18 protein-coding genes are annotated in these 18,575 nt (G+C 72.7%); 1 reads left to right on the top strand and 17 read right to left on the bottom strand.

The genetic code is table 11. The features are described 5' to 3' along the window. Nucleotides 1-62: 62 nt before the first annotated feature. The 13 genes from metK to pyrR all read right to left on the bottom strand — a co-directional run bounded on the left by metK (nucleotide 63) and on the right by pyrR (nucleotide 14,612). The gene (gene metK / locus ACTWM8_RS12150; protein ID WP_280837099.1) at nucleotides 63-1,253 is read right to left on the bottom strand and encodes a methionine adenosyltransferase; all 1,191 of its coding nucleotides are present in this window, start codon (nucleotides 1,251-1,253) and stop codon (nucleotides 63-65) included. A gap of 99 nt (nucleotides 1,254-1,352) precedes the next feature. Then, the gene (gene coaBC, locus ACTWM8_RS12145; RefSeq protein ID WP_446213900.1) at nucleotides 1,353-2,561 is read right to left on the bottom strand and encodes a bifunctional phosphopantothenoylcysteine decarboxylase/phosphopantothenate--cysteine ligase CoaBC; all 1,209 of its coding nucleotides are present in this window, start codon (nucleotides 2,559-2,561) and stop codon (nucleotides 1,353-1,355) included. Between the two features lie 14 nt (nucleotides 2,562-2,575). Continuing rightward, a complete protein-coding gene (gene rpoZ / locus ACTWM8_RS12140) occupies nucleotides 2,576-2,839 on the bottom strand; it encodes a DNA-directed RNA polymerase subunit omega (protein ID WP_007075826.1) in 264 nt (87 codons plus the stop codon). Nucleotides 2,840-2,886: 47 nt separating this feature from the next. Then, on the bottom strand, nucleotides 2,887-3,420 hold the full coding sequence (locus tag ACTWM8_RS12135; RefSeq protein ID WP_446213899.1) for a guanylate kinase: 534 nt from the start codon (nucleotides 3,418-3,420) through the stop codon (nucleotides 2,887-2,889). Nucleotides 3,421-3,445: 25 nt separating this feature from the next. Then, nucleotides 3,446-3,763: an integration host factor, actinobacterial type gene (mihF, locus tag ACTWM8_RS12130; protein WP_088962722.1), complete on the bottom strand. Its 318-nt coding sequence runs from the start codon at nucleotides 3,761-3,763 to the stop codon at nucleotides 3,446-3,448. Between the two features lie 169 nt (nucleotides 3,764-3,932). Then, on the bottom strand, nucleotides 3,933-4,766 hold the full coding sequence (gene pyrF / locus ACTWM8_RS12125) for an orotidine-5'-phosphate decarboxylase (RefSeq protein ID WP_154938058.1): 834 nt from the start codon (nucleotides 4,764-4,766) through the stop codon (nucleotides 3,933-3,935). A gap of 67 nt (nucleotides 4,767-4,833) precedes the next feature. Further along, nucleotides 4,834-6,108 carry an adenosylmethionine--8-amino-7-oxononanoate transaminase gene (locus tag ACTWM8_RS12120; protein ID WP_446213898.1) on the bottom strand — a complete coding sequence of 425 codons (1,275 nt, stop codon included), beginning with the start codon at nucleotides 6,106-6,108 and terminating at the stop codon, nucleotides 4,834-4,836. Nucleotides 6,109-6,151: 43 nt separating this feature from the next. Beyond that, nucleotides 6,152-7,189 (bottom strand): quinone-dependent dihydroorotate dehydrogenase, encoded by a 1,038-nt coding sequence (locus ACTWM8_RS12115; RefSeq protein WP_446213897.1) that lies wholly within the window; start codon nucleotides 7,187-7,189, stop codon nucleotides 6,152-6,154. A 97-nt stretch (nucleotides 7,190-7,286) separates the two neighbouring features. After that, nucleotides 7,287-10,634 carry a carbamoyl-phosphate synthase large subunit gene (gene carB, locus ACTWM8_RS12110; protein WP_446213896.1) on the bottom strand — a complete coding sequence of 1,116 codons (3,348 nt, stop codon included), beginning with the start codon at nucleotides 10,632-10,634 and terminating at the stop codon, nucleotides 7,287-7,289. After that, entirely contained in the window at nucleotides 10,627-11,772 is a 1,146-nt protein-coding gene (gene carA / locus ACTWM8_RS12105) for a glutamine-hydrolyzing carbamoyl-phosphate synthase small subunit (protein WP_446213895.1), read from the bottom strand. The genes carB and carA overlap by 8 nt, the downstream gene beginning before the upstream one ends. A gap of 58 nt (nucleotides 11,773-11,830) precedes the next feature. After that, on the bottom strand, nucleotides 11,831-13,108 hold the full coding sequence (locus ACTWM8_RS12100) for a dihydroorotase (RefSeq protein WP_446213894.1): 1,278 nt from the start codon (nucleotides 13,106-13,108) through the stop codon (nucleotides 11,831-11,833). Continuing rightward, nucleotides 13,105-14,031, bottom strand: coding sequence for an aspartate carbamoyltransferase catalytic subunit (locus tag ACTWM8_RS12095; protein ID WP_154938070.1), 927 nt, complete (start codon nucleotides 14,029-14,031; stop codon nucleotides 13,105-13,107). The genes ACTWM8_RS12100 and ACTWM8_RS12095 overlap by 4 nt, the downstream gene beginning before the upstream one ends. Continuing rightward, the gene (pyrR, locus tag ACTWM8_RS12090; protein ID WP_280837108.1) at nucleotides 14,028-14,612 is read right to left on the bottom strand and encodes a bifunctional pyr operon transcriptional regulator/uracil phosphoribosyltransferase PyrR; all 585 of its coding nucleotides are present in this window, start codon (nucleotides 14,610-14,612) and stop codon (nucleotides 14,028-14,030) included. The genes ACTWM8_RS12095 and pyrR overlap by 4 nt, the downstream gene beginning before the upstream one ends. Before the next feature lie 288 nt (nucleotides 14,613-14,900). On the opposite strand from pyrR, the gene bldD reads away from it, so the two are divergent. Beyond that, nucleotides 14,901-15,389: a transcriptional regulator BldD gene (gene bldD / locus ACTWM8_RS12085; protein WP_013285505.1), complete on the top strand. Its 489-nt coding sequence runs from the start codon at nucleotides 14,901-14,903 to the stop codon at nucleotides 15,387-15,389. Nucleotides 15,390-15,488: 99 nt separating this feature from the next. Here bldD and nusB read toward each other — a convergent pair whose 3' ends face one another. The 4 genes from nusB to aroB form a co-directional block, all read right to left on the bottom strand. Next, nucleotides 15,489-15,899, bottom strand: a complete 411-nt coding sequence (gene nusB / locus ACTWM8_RS12080) for a transcription antitermination factor NusB (protein ID WP_280837246.1) — start codon at nucleotides 15,897-15,899, stop codon at nucleotides 15,489-15,491. A 23-nt stretch (nucleotides 15,900-15,922) separates the two neighbouring features. After that, on the bottom strand, nucleotides 15,923-16,480 hold the full coding sequence (gene efp, locus ACTWM8_RS12075; RefSeq protein ID WP_088962732.1) for an elongation factor P: 558 nt from the start codon (nucleotides 16,478-16,480) through the stop codon (nucleotides 15,923-15,925). Between the two features lie 512 nt (nucleotides 16,481-16,992). Next, on the bottom strand, nucleotides 16,993-17,433 hold the full coding sequence (gene aroQ, locus ACTWM8_RS12070; protein ID WP_446213893.1) for a type II 3-dehydroquinate dehydratase: 441 nt from the start codon (nucleotides 17,431-17,433) through the stop codon (nucleotides 16,993-16,995). 55 nt (nucleotides 17,434-17,488) lie between these two features. Then, entirely contained in the window at nucleotides 17,489-18,565 is a 1,077-nt protein-coding gene (gene aroB, locus ACTWM8_RS12065) for a 3-dehydroquinate synthase (protein ID WP_446213892.1), read from the bottom strand. Between the last annotated feature and the right edge of the window lie 10 nt (nucleotides 18,566-18,575).

The following is an 18,575-nucleotide window of genomic DNA, read 5'->3' as shown; positions in this document are numbered from 1 at the left end:
GACGCAGACACGAGCGACCGGCGACCCCTCGGCGGGTCGCCGGTCGCTGCGCCTGGTGCCGGTCAGGCTCCCGCTACCGACTTGAGGTCGGCGGCCCGGTCGGTGCTCTCCCAGGTCAGGTCCGGCAGCTCGCGGCCGAAGTGGCCGTACGCGGCGGTCTGCTGGTAGATCGGGCGGAGCAGGTTGAGGTCCCGGATGATGGCGGCCGGGCGGAGGTCGAAGACCTCGGTGACGGCCTTCTCGATCGAGGCGACCGGCACGGTCTCGGTGCCGAAGGTCTCGATGAACAGGCTGACCGGGTGGGCCTTGCCGATCGCGTAGGCGACCTGCGCCTCGCAGCGCTCGGCGAGGCCGGCGGCCACCACGTTCTTGGCCACCCAGCGCATCGCGTACGCGGCCGACCGGTCCACCTTCGACGGGTCCTTGCCGGAGAACGCGCCGCCGCCGTGCCGGGCGTACCCGCCGTAGGTGTCGACGATGATCTTGCGGCCGGTCAGGCCGGCGTCGCCCATCGGGCCACCGATCTCGAACCGGCCCGTGGGGTTGACCAGCAGCCGGTAGCCCTCGGTGTCCAGGCCGAGGCTCTCCAGCTCGGGGGCGATGACGTGCTCGCGCACGTCCGGGGTGAGCAGCGAGTCCAGCGAGATGTCCGCGGCGTGCTGGCTGGACACGACCACGGTGTTGAGCCGGACCGGACGCAGGCCGTCGTACTCGATGGTGACCTGGGTCTTGCCGTCGGGCCGCAGGTAGGGGATGGTGCCGTCCTTGCGCACGGCGGCCAGCCGGCGGGCCAGCCGGTGCGCCAGCGCGATCGGCAGCGGCATCAGCTCGGGGGTCTCCGAGCAGGCGAAGCCGAACATCATGCCCTGGTCGCCGGCGCCCTGCGCGTCCAGCGCGCTCTCCGACGCACCGGTACGCAGCTCGAAGGCGTTGTCCACACCCTGGGCGATGTCGGCGGACTGGCCGCCGATCGAGACGCTGACGCCGCAGGAGGCGCCGTCGAAGCCCTTCTTCGACGAGTCGTACCCGATCCCGAGGATGGTCTCCCGGACGATCGTCGGGATGTCGGCGTACGCCTTGGTCGTCACCTCGCCCGCGACGTGCACCTGCCCGGTGGTGATCAGGGTCTCCACCGCGACACGGCTGTGCGGGTCCTTGGCCAGCAGGGCGTCCAGGATGCCGTCGCTGATCTGGTCGGCGATCTTGTCCGGGTGGCCCTCCGTGACCGATTCGGACGTGAAAAGACGTGTCACGGCACTCCTAAGCACTTGAGTCTCTCTGGAAAGGTCGCTCCGCGGCAGTTTAGTCACCCGCTTCCAGGGTGCCGCAGCCAACGCGAGAGTGACCAGCGTTCAGGACAACGCGGCCAGCCGGGTCACCACGAGGTCCCAGACCCGGTCGGCCAGGTCTTCCTTGGACTGTTCGGGAAGGGTGGTCACGCTGCCGTCCGCGCCCACCACGGTCGCCGCGTTGGTCTCGGCCCCGAAGACCTTGTCCACGCCCACCTCGTTGATGACGATCAGGTCGGCCCGCTTGCGGGCGAGCTTGGCCCGGCCGTTGGCCTCGGCGTCGCCGGTCTCGGCGGCGAAGACCACCAGCAGCTGCTCCGGGCGGCGCTGCCGCCCCAGCTCGGCGGCGATGTCGGGGTTGGTGACGAGCGCGATGGTCGGCGCGCTGCCGTCCTCCGACTTCTTGATCTTGCCGGGGGCGTAGGTCGCCGGCCGGAAGTCGGCGGGCGCGGCCGCCATCACCACCACGTCGGCGTCGGCGGCGGCCTCCAGGGTGGCCTTGCGCAGCTCCTCGGTGGTGCCCACCCGGACCAGGTCGACCCCGGCCGGGTCGGACAGCGCGACGTTCGCCGCGACCAGGGTGACGCGGGCGCCCCGGGCGACGGCCGCGCGGGCGAAGGCGTACCCCTGCTTGCCGGAGGAACGGTTGCCGAGGAAGCGGACCGGGTCCAGCGGCTCGCGGGTGCCGCCGGCGGTCACCACGACGTGCCGGCCCGCCAGGTCGGCGGGGGCGTCCAGGCCCCGGGCCAGGGCCCGACGGGCGACGGCGAAGATCTCGGCCGGGTCGGGCAGCCGCCCCTTGCCGGTGTCGGCGCCGGTGAGCCGGCCGACCGCCGGTTCGATCACCCGTACGCCGCGCGAGCGCAGCGTCGCGACGTTGGCGACGGTGGCGGGGTGCTCCCACATCTCGGTGTGCATCGCCGGGGCGAGCACCACCGGGCAGCGCGCGGTGAGCAGTGTGTTGGTGAGCAGGTCGTCGGCGAGGCCGTGGGCCGCCTTGGCGAGCAGGTCGGCAGTCGCCGGTGCGACCACCACCAGGTCGGCCCGCTGGCCGAGCCGGACGTGCGGCACCTCGTGCACGTCGGACCAGACGTCGTCGGCGACCGGCTGGCCGGAGAGCGCCGCCCAGGTCGGCGCCCCGACGAAACGGAGCGCCGACGCGGTCGGCACGACCCGGACCCGGTGGCCCGACTCGGTGAAGAGCCGCAGCAGCTCACACGCCTTGTAGGCGGCGATGCCGCCGCCGACCCCGAGGACGATCTCGGCGGGCATCGGCGGAGCGGGGGTTACGGCTGGTCGGTCGGCTCGGCGGTGAGCAGGCCCGCGTTGATCTCACGCATCGCGATCGAGAGCGGCTTCTCCTGCGGGGTGGTCTCCACGAGCGGGCCGACGTACTCCAGCAGGCCCTCACCGAGCTGGCTGTAGTAGGCGTTGACCTGGCGGGCACGCTTGGCGGCGAAGATCACCAGCGCGTACTTCGAGGTGGTCTTCTCGAGGAGCTCGTCGATCGGCGGGTTGGTGATGCCCTCGGGGTTGGCGATGGATCCCACGAAATACCCTCTGCGTCTGAAGTGTCCGCGCGAGCGCGGCTGGTCGCTCAACCGCGCAGTCGCGGCTGGGCGGGAGCCAGATAGGAAGAACCGAGCAAGCCTACCAGTTCGGCCACGACCCGCTCAGTGAGGTCGTGGACCACGGTGTGTCCGACGGCCGCGAGGACCGCCGGGTCCGGACGGTGGCCCGGGGGCGCCAGGAGGACCAGCCGGACGTCCGGCAGGGCCTCTCGGACGGCGAGCGCGCCGGGCAGGTCGAGCGGGAGCAGCACCGGCCGGCCGTCGGCCAGCCGGGACCGCAGCGGCTCGCGGGGCGTGCCCCGGCGGTGCCCGCCGATCCGCGACCACTCCAGCAGCTCGCCCGCGGCGACCATCCGGTCGAAGCCGACCGGGTCCACGAAGCGCCGGTCGACGCCGTCGACCTCGTCGGGGCGACGGGGCCGGGTGGTCACCGGCACCGGCACCCACACGGACGGAGAACGCGCCCGGACCAGCTCGACGACACTCTCCCGCGCGGCGCCCGAGGGCCCCGCCAGGACAGTGAGCCGAGCCGCCGGGCGCGCCTCGTCATCCGTGCTCACCGCTTGTTTCTACACGTTGCGGCGTTCAGTTGGCGGCGAACTCTCCAAGCAGAGCCTTGCGCTGCTGCTCGCCCAGCCCGCGCAGGCGACGGCTGTCGGCGATCTTGAGCTTCTCCATGATCTGGGTAGCCCGGATCTTGCCGATGCCCGGCATCGCCTGCAGGACGGCCGAAACCTTCAGCTTGCCGACGACGTCGTCGGACTCGGCCCGCTCGAGGACGGCGGCGAGGGTGGTCTTGCCCTGCTTGAGCTGCTCCTTCAGCTCAGCACGGGCCTTGCGGATCTCCGCGGCCTTCTCCAGCGCGGCAGCGCGCTGCTCGGGGGTCAGTGACGGGAGCGGCACCAGTTCTCCTCAGGTCCCTATCGCGACGGGCGGGGCGCACCGTCGCTCTGTGAAACGTGGTGTCGCTGGCAACCAAAGGGGTCCGTGGTTCCCAGCGCGGGGAAAACTAGCGGTCGCGGGCGGTTTCGGCAACGTGGGCGCGCCAAGATCGGAGAAAGTGACCGAGCCGTCAGTCAGCCAGAACGTCCCGACAGTCGGCCAGCACGCGGTCCACGGCGGCCCGCAGAGCGGCCTCGTCCGGGCCGGCGTTCAGCACCTCGCGGGAGTACGACGGCAGCACCGACGACAGGCTGGAGCCGAAGACCGTCCGCAGGTCCGCGGCCGTCGCGCCCTGGGCGCCGAGCCCCGGGGCGAGCAGCGGCCCGTTGACCTTGGACAGGTCGTGACCGGTGTCGCCGATCGTCGCGCCGACCACCAGCCCGAAGCTGCCGAGCGGCTCCGCACCCCTGTTGAGCTGGGAAATCTCGTCGATGACGGTCTGCGCGACGGTGCGCCCGTCGGCCGTACGGGCCCGTTGGACCGCGGCTCCCTCCGGGTTGGAGGTGAGCGCCAGCACGAAGACGCCGCCGCCGTGGGTGGCCGCCAGCTCGAACATCGGGGCCAGCGATCCGACCCCCAGGTAGGGGCTCGCGGTGACCGCGTCGACGTGCAGCGGACCGGACGGGTCGAGGTAGGCCGAGGCGTACGCGGCGACGGTCGAACCGATGTCGCCGCGCTTCACGTCCAGCAGAACGAGCGCGCCACAATCTCGTAACTGTCGGATAGTTGACTCAAGAATTCCGACACCTCGGGCACCAAACCGCTCGAAAAAGGCCGACTGGGGCTTGACCACCGCGACCCGGTCCGCAAGCGCTCCCACGACGGTCCGCGCGAACCGGTCCAACCCGTCGACGTCGTCCGGCAGCCCCCAGCGGGCCAGCAGCCCCGGGTGCGGGTCGATGCCCACGCAGAGCGGCCCCCGCTCGGCGACGGCGCGGTGCAGCCGGGTCCCGAAACTCTCCATCGGCGTTCCTCTCCTCACGCTCGCGCTCGGTGGCCGGCCGGTGCCGGCCCCGTCCCTGCCCGCCGGCTCAGCCGGCCTTCACCGCGGCGGCGATCCCGGCCGCGATCCGGGCCAGGTCGGCGTCGTCGGTCACGTACGGCGGCATGGTGTAGACCAGGTCGCGGAACGGGCGCAGCCAGACGCCCTGCGCCACGGCGGCAGCGGTCGCCGCCGCGATGTCCACCTCGTGGTCGAGCTGCACCACGCCGATCGCGCCCAGCACCCGCACGTCGGCCACCCCGGGCGCGCCGCGCAGCGGCTCCAGGCCGGCCCGCAGGCCCGCGCCCACCCGGGCGACCTCGGTGGCCCAGTCACCGGCCCGCAGCAGCTCCAGGGACGCGTTGGCGACCGCGCAGGCCAGCGGGTTGCCCATGAAGGTGGGGCCGTGCGCCAGCACCCCGTCGGTGGAGATGCCCCGGGCGACCCGCGGGGTGCACAGCGCGGCGGCCAGGGTGAGGTACCCGCCGGTCAGCGCCTTGCCGACGCAGAGCACGTCCGGGCTCACCCCGGCGTGCTCGGCGGCGAACATGGCGCCGGTACGGCCGAAGCCGGTGGCGATCTCGTCGAAGACCAGCAGCACCCCGTGCGCCCGGGTCACCTCGCGCAGCACCCGCAGGTACTCCGGGTGGTGGAAGCGCATCCCGCCCGCGCCCTGCACCACCGGCTCGACGATGACCGCGGCCAGTTCGTCGGCGTGCCGCTCCACCGCGTCGGTCAGCGCCGCCACGTACGCCGGGTCGGGCGGGTCGTCGAAGCCTCCGGGCGGGACGGGCGCGAAGACCTGCCGGGGCAGCACGTCGCCCCAGAGGTGGTGCATGCCGCCCTCCGGGTCGCAGACGCTCATCGGGTGAAACGTGTCGCCGTGGTAGCCGCCCCGCCAGGTGCCCAGCCGGCGGCGTTCCGGCCGGCCGGTGGCCCGCTGGTACTGCAGGCACATCTTGATGGCCACCTCGACGCTGACCGAGCCGGAGTCGGCCAGGAAGACGTGCTCCAGCCCGGCCGGGGCCAGCTCGACCAGCGCCCGCGCCAGCCGCACGGCGGGCTCGTGGGTGAGCCCGCCGAACATCACGTGGCTCATCCGGCCGAGCTGGTCGGTGACCGCCGCGTCCAGCACCGGGTGCCGGTAGCCATGGATCGCCGCCCACCAGGACGACATCCCGTCGACCAGTTCCCGGCCGTCGGCCAGCCGCAGCCGGACGCCCTGGGCGCTCTCCACCACGTACGGCGGGTGGGCCGGGGGCAGCGCCGCGTACGGGTGCCAGACGTGGGCCCGGTCGGCGGCCAGGATCTCCTCGGGCGTCACGCGCTCTCCTTCGTACCGTCGAGGGTTGCCCGGCCGGGAGGTCTCACCCGGCCGGCACCGGCGCGGTGGCGCCCGCCGACGCGCGGGCCGCGGCCCGGACCAGGCCGGGGCCCCGGTAGATGAAGCCGGTGTAGAGCTGGATCAAAATGGCCCCGGCGTCGAACATCCGGGCGGCGTCGTCCGGGTCGAGGATGCCGCCGACGCCGACCACCGGCAGCCGGCCGCCGGTCTCCCGGTGCACGAACGCGACCACCTCGCGGGCCCGGGCGGCCAGCGGGCGGCCGGAGAGCCCACCGGTCTCCGCGCCCCGGTCCGCGTCGGCCGGGGCGAGCCCGTCGCGGGCCAGGGTGGTGTTGGTGGCGATCACCCCGGCGGCGCCGCGGGCCAGGCAGACCTCGAGCAGTTCGGCGATGGCCGGCTCGGTCAGGTCCGGGGCGATCTTCACCAGCACCGGCTTCTCCCCCACCAGCGCCGCCAGCAGCGCGTCCAGGTGCGACTTGTCCTGCAACGAGCGCAGGCCGGGGGTGTTCGGCGAGGAGACGTTGACCGCGAAGTAGTCGCCGTGCGCCCGCAGCGCCCGGAACGAGGCCAGGTAGTCCTCGACCGCGTCGGCCAGCGGGGTCACCTTGGACTTGCCCAGCGAGATGCCCAGCGGCGCCCCGATCGGGCGGGGCAGCGCCGCCAGCCGGGCCGCCAGGGCCTCGGCGCCGGCGTTGTTGAAGCCCATCCGGTTGACCACGGCCTCGCTGTCGCGCAGCCGGAACAGCCGGGGCCGGGGGTTGCCCGGCTGGGCGTGCGCGGTGACCGTGCCGACCTCGACGAAGCCGAAGCCGAGCGCCGGCCAGGCCGGCAGGGCCACGCCGTTCTTGTCCATCCCCGCGGCCAGCCCGACCGGGTTGGGGAACTCCACCCCGAACACCGTGCGCGGCGCCCGCACCTGGTACCGGGCCCGCAACGCCGCCAGCGCCGCCGGCCGCCGGGAGAGCGCCGCCAACCGCCGCAACGTCCACTCGTGCGCCGCCTCGGCGTCCCCGCCCCCGACCCGGAACAGCTGGGGCCGCACCACCTTCTCGAAGATCACGCCCCGGCTCCCCCCGGCTCGGTGATCATGAAGTTGTCGCCACGTCCAGTGGCGGGTCGGGGCGACAGCTTCATGATCGACGGGGGATCGGCGCGGGTCACTCGCCGGCTCGCAGGGCGGCGTGGAGTTCCTGGAGGGGGCGGACCTGCATGTCGCCGCGGATGCGGGCCTCGATGCCCATGACGGCCGCGGCGGCGCCGGGGACGGTGGTGATGCAGGGGATGTCGGCGGTGACGGCGGCGCTGCGGATCTCGTAGCCGTCCGAGCGGGCGCTCGCGCCGGAGCCCTGCGGCGTGTTGACCACCAGTGCCACGTCGCCGCCGAGGATCATCGACACCGCGTCCTCGCCCTCGCCGGACTCGTAGTGCTTGCGGATCTGCTCGCAGGCGATGCCGTGCCGGCGCAGCACCTCGGCGGTGCCGGTGGTGGCGACGATCTCGAAGCCCAGGTCCGCCAGCCGCTTGATCGGGAAGATCATGCCGCGCTTGTCGCGGTTGGCGACCGAGACGAAGATCCGGCCGCCGGTGGGCAGCGACCCGTACGCGGCCGACTGGCTCTTGGCGAAGGCGTGCCCGAAGTTGGTGTCGATGCCCATCACCTCGCCGGTGGACTTCATCTCGGGGCCGAGCAGGGAGTCGATGCCCTTGCCGGACGGGGTGCGGAACCGCTTGAACGGCAGCACCGCCTCCTTGACCGCGATCGGGGCGTCCGCCGGCATCACGCCGCCGTCCCCGGTCGGCGGCAGCAGCCCCTCGGCGCGCAGCTCGGCGATGGTGGCGCCGAGCGCGATCCGGGCCGCCGCCTTGGCCAGCGGCACCGCCGTGGCCTTGGAGACGAACGGGACCGTCCGGGACGCCCGCGGGTTGGCCTCCAGCACGTAGAGCATGTCGTCCTTGAGGGCGTACTGGACGTTGAGCAGGCCCTTGACGCCCACCCCCCGGGCGATCGCCTCGGTGTAGCGGCGCACCTGGGTCAGGTGCGAGCCCGCGAGGGTGATCGGCGGCAGCGCGCAGGACGAGTCGCCGGAGTGGATGCCGGCCTCCTCAATGTGCTCCATCACGCCGCCGAGGTAGACCTCGCCGTCGGCGTCGCAGAGCGCGTCCACGTCGATCTCGATGGCGTCGTCGAGGAAGCGGTCCACCAGCACCGGGTGGTCCGGGGAGATGTCGGTGGCCCGGCCGATGTAGTCGCGCAGCGTGGCGTCGTCATAGACGATCTCCATGCCCCGCCCGCCCAGCACGTACGACGGCCGGACCAGCACCGGGTAGCCGATCTCGTCGGCGATCGCCTTCGCCTCGTCGTACGAGGTCGCCATGCCGTGCGCCGGGGCGCGCAGCCCGGCCCGGGCCAGCACCGCGCCGAACGCGCCGCGCTCCTCGGCGAGGTGGATCGACTCCGGGGAGGTGCCGACGACCGGCACGCCGGCGTTCTTGAGCCGCTGCGCCAGCCCCAGCGGGGTCTGCCCGCCGAGCTGCACGATCACGCCGACCACGCCGGGGCCGCCGGCCGCCCGGCCGGAGGAGTCCTCCGCGTGCCAGACCTCCAGCACGTCCTCGAAGGTCAGCGGCTCGAAGTAGAGCCGGTCGGCGGTGTCGTAGTCGGTGGAGACCGTCTCCGGGTTGCAGTTGACCATGACGGTCTCGTAGCCGACCTCGCGCAGGGCCATGACCGCGTGCACGCAGGAGTAGTCGAACTCGATGCCCTGGCCGATCCGGTTCGGCCCGGAGCCCAGGATGAGCACCTTGGGCCGGTCCGAGGGCGCGACCTCGGTCTCCTGGTCGTAGGTCGAGTAGTGGTACGGCGTGGTCGCCTCGAACTCGGCCGCGCAGGTGTCCACCGTCTTGTAGACCGGCCGCACGTCGAGCCGGTGCCGCAGGGTGCGGACGCCGTCCTCGGCGGCCAGTTCCGGGCGCAGCGCGGCCAGCTGCCGGTCGGACAGGCCGGCCCGCTTGGCCCGGCGCAGCAGCTCGGCGTCGAGCACCGGGGCGTCCACGATCTCCGCGCGCAGCTCGACCAGGCCGGCGATCTGGTCCAGGAACCAGGGGTCCATCCCGCCGGACGCCGCAGCGACCTCCGCGACGCTGGCGCCCAGTCGCAGCGCCCGCTCCACCGTGTAGAGCCGGCCGTCGTGCGGCATCCGCAGCGCGGCGAGGGTGTTCTCCCTCGTCGCTCCCCGCGGATCCGGCACACTCCAGAAACCGGCTGATGCAGTTTCCATCGAGCGCATCGCCTTGTTGAGCGCCTCGGTGAAGTTCCGGCCGAGGCTCATCGCCTCGCCGACCGACTTCATGGTGGTGGTCAACTCCGGGTCGGCGCCGGGGAACTTCTCGAACGCGAACCGGGGGATCTTCACCACCACGTAGTCCAGCGTCGGCTCGAACGCCGCCGGGGTCTTCAGGGTGATGTCGTTGGGGATCTCGTCCAGGGTGTAGCCGATGGCCAGCTTTGCGGCGATCTTGGCGATCGGGAAGCCGGTGGCCTTGGAGGCCAGCGCCGAGGATCGGGACACCCGGGGGTTCATCTCGATCACGACGATCCGGCCGTCGGCCGGGTTGACCGCGAACTGGATGTTGCAGCCGCCGGTGTCCACCCCGACCTCGCGCAGCACCGCGATGCCCAGGTCGCGCAGGCGCTGGTACTCCCGGTCGGTGAGCGTCATGGCCGGGGCGACGGTGACGCTGTCGCCGGTGTGCACGCCCATCGGGTCGACGTTCTCGATCGAGCAGACCACCACCACGTTGTCGTGGCGGTCGCGCATCAACTCGAGCTCGTACTCCTTCCAGCCGAGCACGCTCTCCTCGATGAGCACCTCGTGCACCGGGCTGGCGGCCAGGCCGGCCCCGGCGATGCGGTGCAGGTCCTCGTCGCTGTGCGCCATGCCGGAGCCCAGGCCGCCCATGGTGAACGACGGCCGGATCACCACCGGCAGGCCCAGCTCGGCGACGGTGGCCTCGACCTCGGCCATCGAGTGGCAGACCCCGGAGCGCGGCACCAGGCCGGTCGGGTCCTCGACGCCGATCCGGGCGCCGGCCTTGGCGACGATGTCCTTGAACAGCTGCCGGTCCTCGCCGCGGTTGATCGCGTCGATGTTGGCGCCGATCAGCTCCACGCCGTACTTGTCCAGCACGCCGGCCTCGTGCAGGGCGACCGCGGTGTTCAGCGCGGTCTGCCCGCCGAGGGTGGGCAGCAGGGCGTCCGGGCGTTCCTTGGCGATGACCAGCTCGACGAACTCCGGGGTGATCGGCTCGACGTACGTGGCGTCGGCGAACTCGGGGTCCGTCATGATCGTCGCCGGGTTGGAGTTGACCAGGCTGACCCGGATGCCCTCGCTGCGCAGCACCCGGCACGCCTGGGTGCCGGAGTAGTCGAACTCGCAGGCCTGCCCGATGACGATCGGCCCGGAGCCGATCACCAGGATGTGCTTGAGGTCGGAGCGCTTAGGCATTCTTCCCGCCTTCGATGAGCTCGGCGAAGCGGTCGAACAGGTAGTCCGCGTCGTGCGGGCCGGCCGCCGCCTCCGGGTGGTACTGGACGGTGAAGGCGGGCACGTCCTTGGCCCGCAGCCCCTCGACCACGTTGTCATTGAGGCAGACGTGCGACACCTGGACGCCCCCGAACTCGGTCTCGATCACCTGGTCGGGGACGACCGCGCCCTGCCCGGCGCCCGGCACCTGCACGGCGAAGCCGTGGTTGTGGCTGGTCACCTCGACCTTGCCGGTGGCCCGGTCGAGCACCGGCTGGTTGATCCCGCGGTGGCCGTAGCCGAGCTTGTAGGTGCCGAAGCCCAGCGCCCGGCCGAGGATCTGGCTGCCGAAGCAGATGCCGAACAGCGGCACCTCGCGGCGCAGCACCTCGCGGGCCAGCGCGACCGGTCCCTCGGCGGTGGCCGGGTCGCCCGGTCCGGGCGAGAGGAAGACCGCGTCCGCGCCGGTGGCCAGCAGGTCGTCGATGGTGGAGCCGGCCGGCAGCACGTGGGTGGTGACGCCGCGCGCGGCGAGCCGCCGCGGCACGTTGCGCTTGATGCCCAGGTCGAGCGCGGCCACGGTGAACCGGTGCGGGCCGACCGCCTCGACGACGTACGGCTCGGCGGTGGTCACCTCGGCGGAGAGGTCCGCGCCGACCATCTGCGGCGACTGGCGGACCCGGGCCAGCAGGGCCCGCGGGTCGTCGTCGACGCTGGAGATGCCGACCCGCATCGCGCCGCGCTCGCGCAGGTGCCGGGTCAGCGCCCGGGTGTCCACGCCGGCGATGCCGACCACACCCTCGGCGGCGAGCCGGTCCTCCAGCCCGCCGGTGGCGCGCCAGTTGGAGCCGATCCGGGCCGGGTCGCGCACCACGTACCCGGCGACCCAGATCCGGCCGGACTCGTCGTCCTCGGCGTTGACGCCGGTGTTGCCGATGTGCGGCGCGGTCTGCACCACCACCTGCCGGTGGTACGAGGGGTCGGTGAGGGTCTCCTGGTAGCCGGTCATGCCGGTGTTGAAGACCGCCTCGCCGAAGGTCTCCCCGACGCTGCCGTACGCCTCGCCGTGGAACGTGCGCCCGTCCTCGAGTACGAGGATCGCGGGCCTGCGCTTAGCCATTATCGTGCCGGCCTTTCGTTCGCGACTGCGGGACTCCGCTGCGCTGCATTCCTCGCGCTCACCTGACAGCCTTTCCGTCCAGGACCGTCGGCTCGCCGCGCAGGAAGGTCGCCACGATGCGACCCGGCAGCGTCATGCGGGCGTACGGGGTGTTACGACTGCGGCTGGCCAACTCCGCGGGCTCGATCACCCGACGGGCGGCCGGGTCGACCAGGGTGAGGTTGGCCGGCACGCCGGGCGCCGGGTCGAGGCCGTGCCCGTCGAGCCCGGCGATCCGTGCCGGGGTGCGCGACATCCGCTCGGCGATCAGGTCCCACTGCGGCCCGAACACCTCCAGCGCGATCGAGAGGGCCGTCTCCAGGCCGAGCATCCCCGGCCGGGCGTACGCCCACTCGCACTCCTTGTCCTCCACCGCGTGCGGGGCGTGGTCGGTGGCGACGACGTCGATGACGCCCTCGGCCAGCGCGGCTCGCAGCGCGGCGATGTCGGTGGCCGTGCGCAGCGGCGGGTTGACCTTGTAGACCGGGTCGTACGTCTCGGCGTGCGCGTCGGTGAGCAGCAGGTGGTGCGGGGTGACCTCGGCGGTGACCCGCACCCCGCGCGCCTTGGCCTGGCGCAGCACCTCGACGCTGCCGGCGGTGGAGACGTGGCAGACGTGCAGCCGGCTGCCGACGTGCTCGGCCAGCAGCACGTCCCGGGCGATGATCGCCTCCTCGGCGACCGCCGGCCAGCCGGTGAGCCCGAGCCGGGTGGAGACCTCACCCTCGTGCATCTGCGCGCCCTCGGTGAGCCGGGGCTCCTCGGCGTGCTGGGCGACGACCCCGTCGAACGCCTTGACGTACTCCAGGGCCCGGCGCATCAGCTTGGGGTCGGCGACACAGAACCCGTCGTCGGAGAAGATCCGGACCCGGGCGGCGGAGTCGGCCATCGCGCCCAGCTCGGCCAGCCGCTCGCCGGCCAGCCCGACGGTGACCGCGCCGATCGGCTGCACGTCGACCAGCCCCGCCTCGCGGCCCAGCCGCCAGACCTGCTCGACCACACCGGCGGTGTCGGCGACCGGGGAGGTGTTGGCCATCGCGCAGACGGCGGTGTAGCCGCCGAGCGCGGCCGCGCGGGAACCGGACTCGACCGTCTCGGCGTCCTCCCGGCCCGGCTCGCGCAGGTGGGTGTGCAGGTCGACCAGGCCGGGCAGGGCGACCAGCCCGGTGCCGTCGACGACGGTGGCCTCCGGCGCGGTCAGCCCGGCGCCGGTCTCGGCGACGACGCCGTCGCGGATCAGCAGGTCGGTCGGCGCGGCGCCGACGACGCTCACGTTGCGGATCAGGTACGAGGTCACAGGTTGTTCCCTCCGAGCAGCAGGTAGAGGACGGCCATCCGCACGGAGACCCCGTTGGCGACCTGTTCGACGATGGTGGAGCGGGGCGAGTCGGCGACCTCGGGCGTGATCTCCATGCCCCGGTTCATCGGGCCCGGGTGCATGACGATCGCGTGCTCGGGCAGCCGGCGCATCCGCGGGCCGTCCAGGCCGTAGCGGCGGGCGTACTCGCGGGCGGAGGGGAAGTAGGAGTCGTTCATCCGCTCCCGCTGCACCCGCAGCATCATCACCACGTCCGACTGCGGCAGCACCGCGTCCAGGTCGTAGGAGACGTCGGTGCCGGGCGCGAGCGCCTGGCCGATGTGCACCGGGATCAGCGTCGGCGGGCCGACCAGGGTGACCTTGGCGCCGAGGGTGGAGAGCAGCAGCACGTTGGAGCGGGCCACCCGGGAGTGCAGCACGTCCCCGACCACCGCGACGTGCAGGCCGGCGAGCCGGCCCAGCCGGGAACGCATCGTGTACGCGTCGAGCAGCGCCTGGGTGGGGTGCTCGTGGGTGCCGTCGCCGGCGTTGACCACCGACCCGTCCACCCAGTTGGCCAGCCGGTGCGGCGCGCCCGAGGCGGGGTGCCGGACGACCACCGCGTCGGCCCCCATCGCCTGGAGGGTGAGCGCGGTGTCCTTCAGGCTCTCGCCCTTGGCGACGCTGGAGCCCTTGGCCGAGAAGTTGATCACGTCGGCGCTGAGCCGCTTGGCGGCCGCCTCGAAGGAGATCCGGGTCCGGGTGGAGTCCTCGTAGAAGAGGTTCACCACGGTCCGGCCGCGCAGTGCGGGGAGCTTCTTGACCTCCCGGCCGGCGACGGTGGCCATCTCGGCGGCGGTGTCGAGGATCTGGGTGGCGGTGGCCGCGTCCAGGTCGGCCCCGGAGAGCAGGTGCCGGATCATGAGGTGGTACCCCCGAAGAGCTTGACCTCGTCGGCACCGTCGGTCTCGGCGAGGGTGACCTTGACGCTCTCGGTGAGCGCGGTCGGGATGTTCTTGCCGACGTAGTCGGCGCGGATCGGCAGCTCGCGGTGGCCGCGGTCGACCAGGACGGCGAGCTGCACGCTGGCCGGGCGGCCGACGTCGTTGAGCGCGTCGAGCGCGGCCCGGACGGTGCGGCCGGAGAAGAGCACGTCGTCGACGAGGATGACCCGCTTGCCGTCGATGCCGCCCGGCGGGAGCTGGGTCGGGCCGACCGCGCGGGTGGCGTGCCGGCGCAGGTCGTCGCGGTAGAGAGTGATGTCGAGCACCCCGACCGGGACGTCGACGTCCTCGAAGGTGCTGATCCGGGCGGCGAGGCGCCTAGCGAGTGGAGCTCCCCGAGTGGGTATGCCGAGCAGGACGGTGTCGGCGGCGCCCTGGGTCTTCTCCAGGATCTGGTGGGCGATCCGGTCGACGACGCGCTGGACGTCGGCACTGGCGAGGATCACCTTCACCGAGGGTTGTCGCGGCGGCGACGACTGGGCAGCCGGTGGGCAGGCCACGGCGGACCTCCTTCCCCGCCTCACGGGACGGGTCGTTAAAGGACGTCTGGGGACTCCGGTCGGATCGCGAACGGCCCGGACCGGGGCTTCGTGCCACGTTACCAGCGGTCACCGGCGCAGCCCCCGCCACCCACTGATCCCCGGATCAGGGCGGTGAAATGGGGATAAGTCCCCCCGCGCTCCCCAACTGTAAGGACACGACCACTTGACCGCGTGTCGCAATCCCCGTACCGTCACGCTCCGTAGCGATCGCTGGGAGAACCCCAAAGCAGCACTGGGAGTGTCCGAATGCCCTCTGAATACGCCAAGTCGCTGGGCGCCCGCCTGCGCTCCATCCGCCAGCAGCAGGGCCTGTCCCTGCAGGGTGTGGAGGAGAAGTCGAACGGGCGGTGGAAGGCCGTGGTGGTCGGCTCGTACGAGCGCGGCGACCGGGCCGTCACCGTGTCCCGCCTGGCGGAGCTGGCCGACTTCTACCGCGTTCCCGTCTCGGAGCTGCTCCCCGACGGCAGCGGGGTGCGGCACGAGCCCACCAGCAAGATCGTCCTGGACCTGGAGCGGCTCTACGACGAGGCCTCCGAGGACCTCGCCTACGTCGCCCGGTACGCCCGCGCCATCCAGCAGCAGCGGGGCGACTACAACGGCCGGGTGCTCTCCATCCGCGCCGACGACCTGCGCGCCCTCGCCATCGTGTACGACGCCTCGCCGTCGGGCCTGATCGAGCGGCTCACCGAGCACGGTGTGCTGGTCGCCGACCCGCGGGCGTTCTTCGCGTCCTGATCCACTGTTCGCAGAAAGGGCCCGTGCCGTCCGGCACGGGCCCTTTCTGCGTCATCGGGTGATCGGGTGGGGCCGGCGGCGGAGCGCCGGCGACCCGGATCAGCGGGTGGCGTACTCGGCGATCCGGCCGAGGATGCCGTTGAGGAAGCGCGGCGAGTCGTCGGTCGACATCTGCCGGGCCAGCTCCACCGCCTCGCTGATCGCCACCGCGTCGTCGATCTCGTCGACGTAGAGCAGCTCGTAGACCGCGATGCGGGCGAGGTTGCGGTCGACCACCGGCATCCGGTCCAGCGTCCACCCCTCGGCGTAGCTGGCGATCACCTCGTCGATCCGGTCGAGGTGGGCGGCGACCCCCTCGACCAGGCCGACCGCGTAACCCAGGTGCTCCGGCCGGGGCTTCTCGATCCGCTCGACGTAGCCGGCGAGCACCTCGACCGGGGGCCGGTCGCGCAGATCGGCCTCGTAGAGCACGTCCAGCGCCCGCTTGCGCGCCTTGCGGCGCGACGGCATCTGCTGCTTGGGGCCCTCAGCCATCAGGCTCGGCCGAGGTAACGGCCGTCGCGGGTGTCGACCTTGATCTTCTCGCCGGTGGTGATGAAGAGCGGCACCGGCACGGTCGCGCCGGTCTCGACGGTGGCCGGCTTGTTGCCGCCGGTCGACCGGTCGCCCTGCAGGCCCGGCTCGGTGTAGGTGACCTCGAGCACGACCGAGGTCGGCAGCTCGATGTAGAGCGGGACACCCTCGTGGGTGGCGACGGTCGCCTCGGCCTCGGGGAGGAGGTAGTTGGCCGCCTCGCCGACGGTGCCGCCGGGGACGGTGATCTGGTCGAACGTCTCCAGATCCATGAAGACGTAGTCCTCGCCGTCGGCGTACAGATACTGCATGGTGCGCTTGTCGACGGTCGCGGTCTCGACCTTGGTGCCCGCGTTGAAGGTCTTGTCGACGACCTTGCCGGACAGCACGTTCTTCAGCGTCGTGCGGACGAACGCCCCACCCTTACCGGGCTTGACGTGCTGGAACTCGACGACGGCCCAGAGCTCCCCGTCGAGGTTGAGTACCAGGCCGTTCTTGAGGTCGTTGGTGGATGCCATTTCCTGCCTTGATCATCAATTGGCGGACAGACCTGGCAAGTCTACTAGTTGTGTCCAACCGGCGACTCCGCCTCCGGTCGGCCCCCTCCCGGCCCGACCGACGCCGCCCTCCCGGTCACCGTGCGTTACCGCCAGGGCCACCCCCGGGCACCCCCACTCCCTCCTTTGCTCTGCTGCCCCGGACGCAACAGTCACCGAACGTGTCCGCGCCCGAAGGCAGGGTCGATCGCGCGACGATCCATCAGAGCAGCTCACGCCCGGTGTTGCCGGGAAGGCAGCAGAGCAAAGGCGTCAGGAGAGGTCGGCCGCAGGGAGCCACACATCACCGAGCGTGAAATTACTGGCTGGTCACTCACGGTGATCATCGACGGCGGCACGCTGCACGTGGCGTGCCCGGCCGTGGGCGGCGATCGTGCCGCCGGTCACGCGGTGACCCGGCACCGCAACGGTGGCGTGCGGCGCCGGTTGCAGGGGACGGCCGGCCGGGCGGGCGGCCCTGCGGCGGCGACCGCTCAGCCGGTCGCGCCGAGGAGGGTGGCCAGGTGGCGCAGGGCGAGGCGGTAGCCGTCGACGCCCAGGCCGCAGATCACCCCGGTCGCCACAGCGGAGACCACGGAGTGGTGCCGGAACTCCTCCCGGGCGTGGATGTTGGAGATGTGCACCTCCACCAGCGGCCCGCGCAGCATCGCGCAGGCGTCCCGGACCGCGATCGAGTAGTGCGACCAGGCGGCCGGGTTGAGCACCACCGCCGCCTGCTCGTCGGCCGCCTCGTGCAGCCAGCCCAGCAGCTCGTGCTCGGCGTCGGTCTGCCGGACGACCACGTCCAGCCCCAACTCGCGGCCGGTGTCGACACAGAGCGTCACCAGGTCGGCGTAGCTGGTCACGCCGTACACGTCGACCTGCCGGGTGCCGAGCCGGCCCAGGTTCGGCCCGTTCAGCACGTACACCCTCACGGTGCCACCCTCGTTCGCGGTTGCCGGGCTCGCGGACCCCGGTCACGTCGCACGCTCACCCGCTGATCTCCCGGTAGGCGGCGTGCAGCAGTTCGTCGTCCGGCCCCTCCAGGATCGCCGGCCGGGCCAGGCCGTCGAGCACCACGAAGCGCAGGGTGCTGCCCCGCGCCTTCTTGTCCACCCGCATCGCGGCCAGCAGGTCGGGCCAGGCGTCGGCCGGGTAGCTGGTGGGCAGGCCGAGCGCGGCCATCACCGTGCGGTGCCGGTCGGCGGTGGCGGCGTCGAGCCGGCCGGCCAGCCGGGCCAGGGCGCCGGCGAAGATCGTGCCCACCGCGACGGCGTGCCCGTGCCGCCAGCGGTAGCCCTCCACCTTCTCGATCGCGTGCGCCAGGGTGTGGCCGTAGTTGAGCACCTCGCGCACACCGGACTCGCGCAGGTCGCCGGAGACCACGTCGGCCTTCACCCGGATCGCCCGCTCGATCAGCTCGCGGGCCACCGGGCCGGTCGGGTCGACGGCGGCGGCCGGGTCCCGCTCGACCAGGTCGAGGATCACCGGGTCGGCGATGAAGCCGCACTTGACCACCTCGGCCATCCCGGCGGACAGGTCGGCCGGGGGCAGGCTGTCCAGCGTCGCCAGGTCGCAGAGCACGCCGGCCGGCGGGTGGAACGCGCCGACCAGGTTCTTGCCGGCGGCGGTGTTCACGCCGGTCTTGCCACCGACCGCCGCGTCGACCATGCCGAGCAGGGAGGTCGCCACCGGCACCCAGCGCACTCCGCGCAGCCAGCAGGCGGCGACGAAGCCGGCCAGGTCGGTCACCGCGCCGCCGCCCACCCCGACCACCGCGTCGGTACGGGTGAACCCGGCCGCGCCGAGCCGCTCCCAGCAGTCGGCGGCCACCTCGATCCGCTTGCCCGCCTCGGCGTCGGGCACCTCGATCGGCAGCGGGGTCACGCCGACCGCGCGGAGCCGTTCGGCCAGCGTGTCGGCCAGGTCCTTGAGCGGCGGCGCGAACAGCAATGCGACCCGCTCGGCGCCGGGCAGCAGCCGCGGCGGCGGATCGAGCAGGTCTCGTCCCACGAGCACGTCGTACGGCCGCTCGCCGCCGACCGGAATCCGGGTCACCTCGTCCATCGCAGGGGAG

This window comes from Micromonospora sp. IBSANI012, from assembly GCF_052814045.1.
Note: the sequence above shows the minus strand (reverse complement) of the source record. Positions and strands in the feature narration are given on the sequence as shown.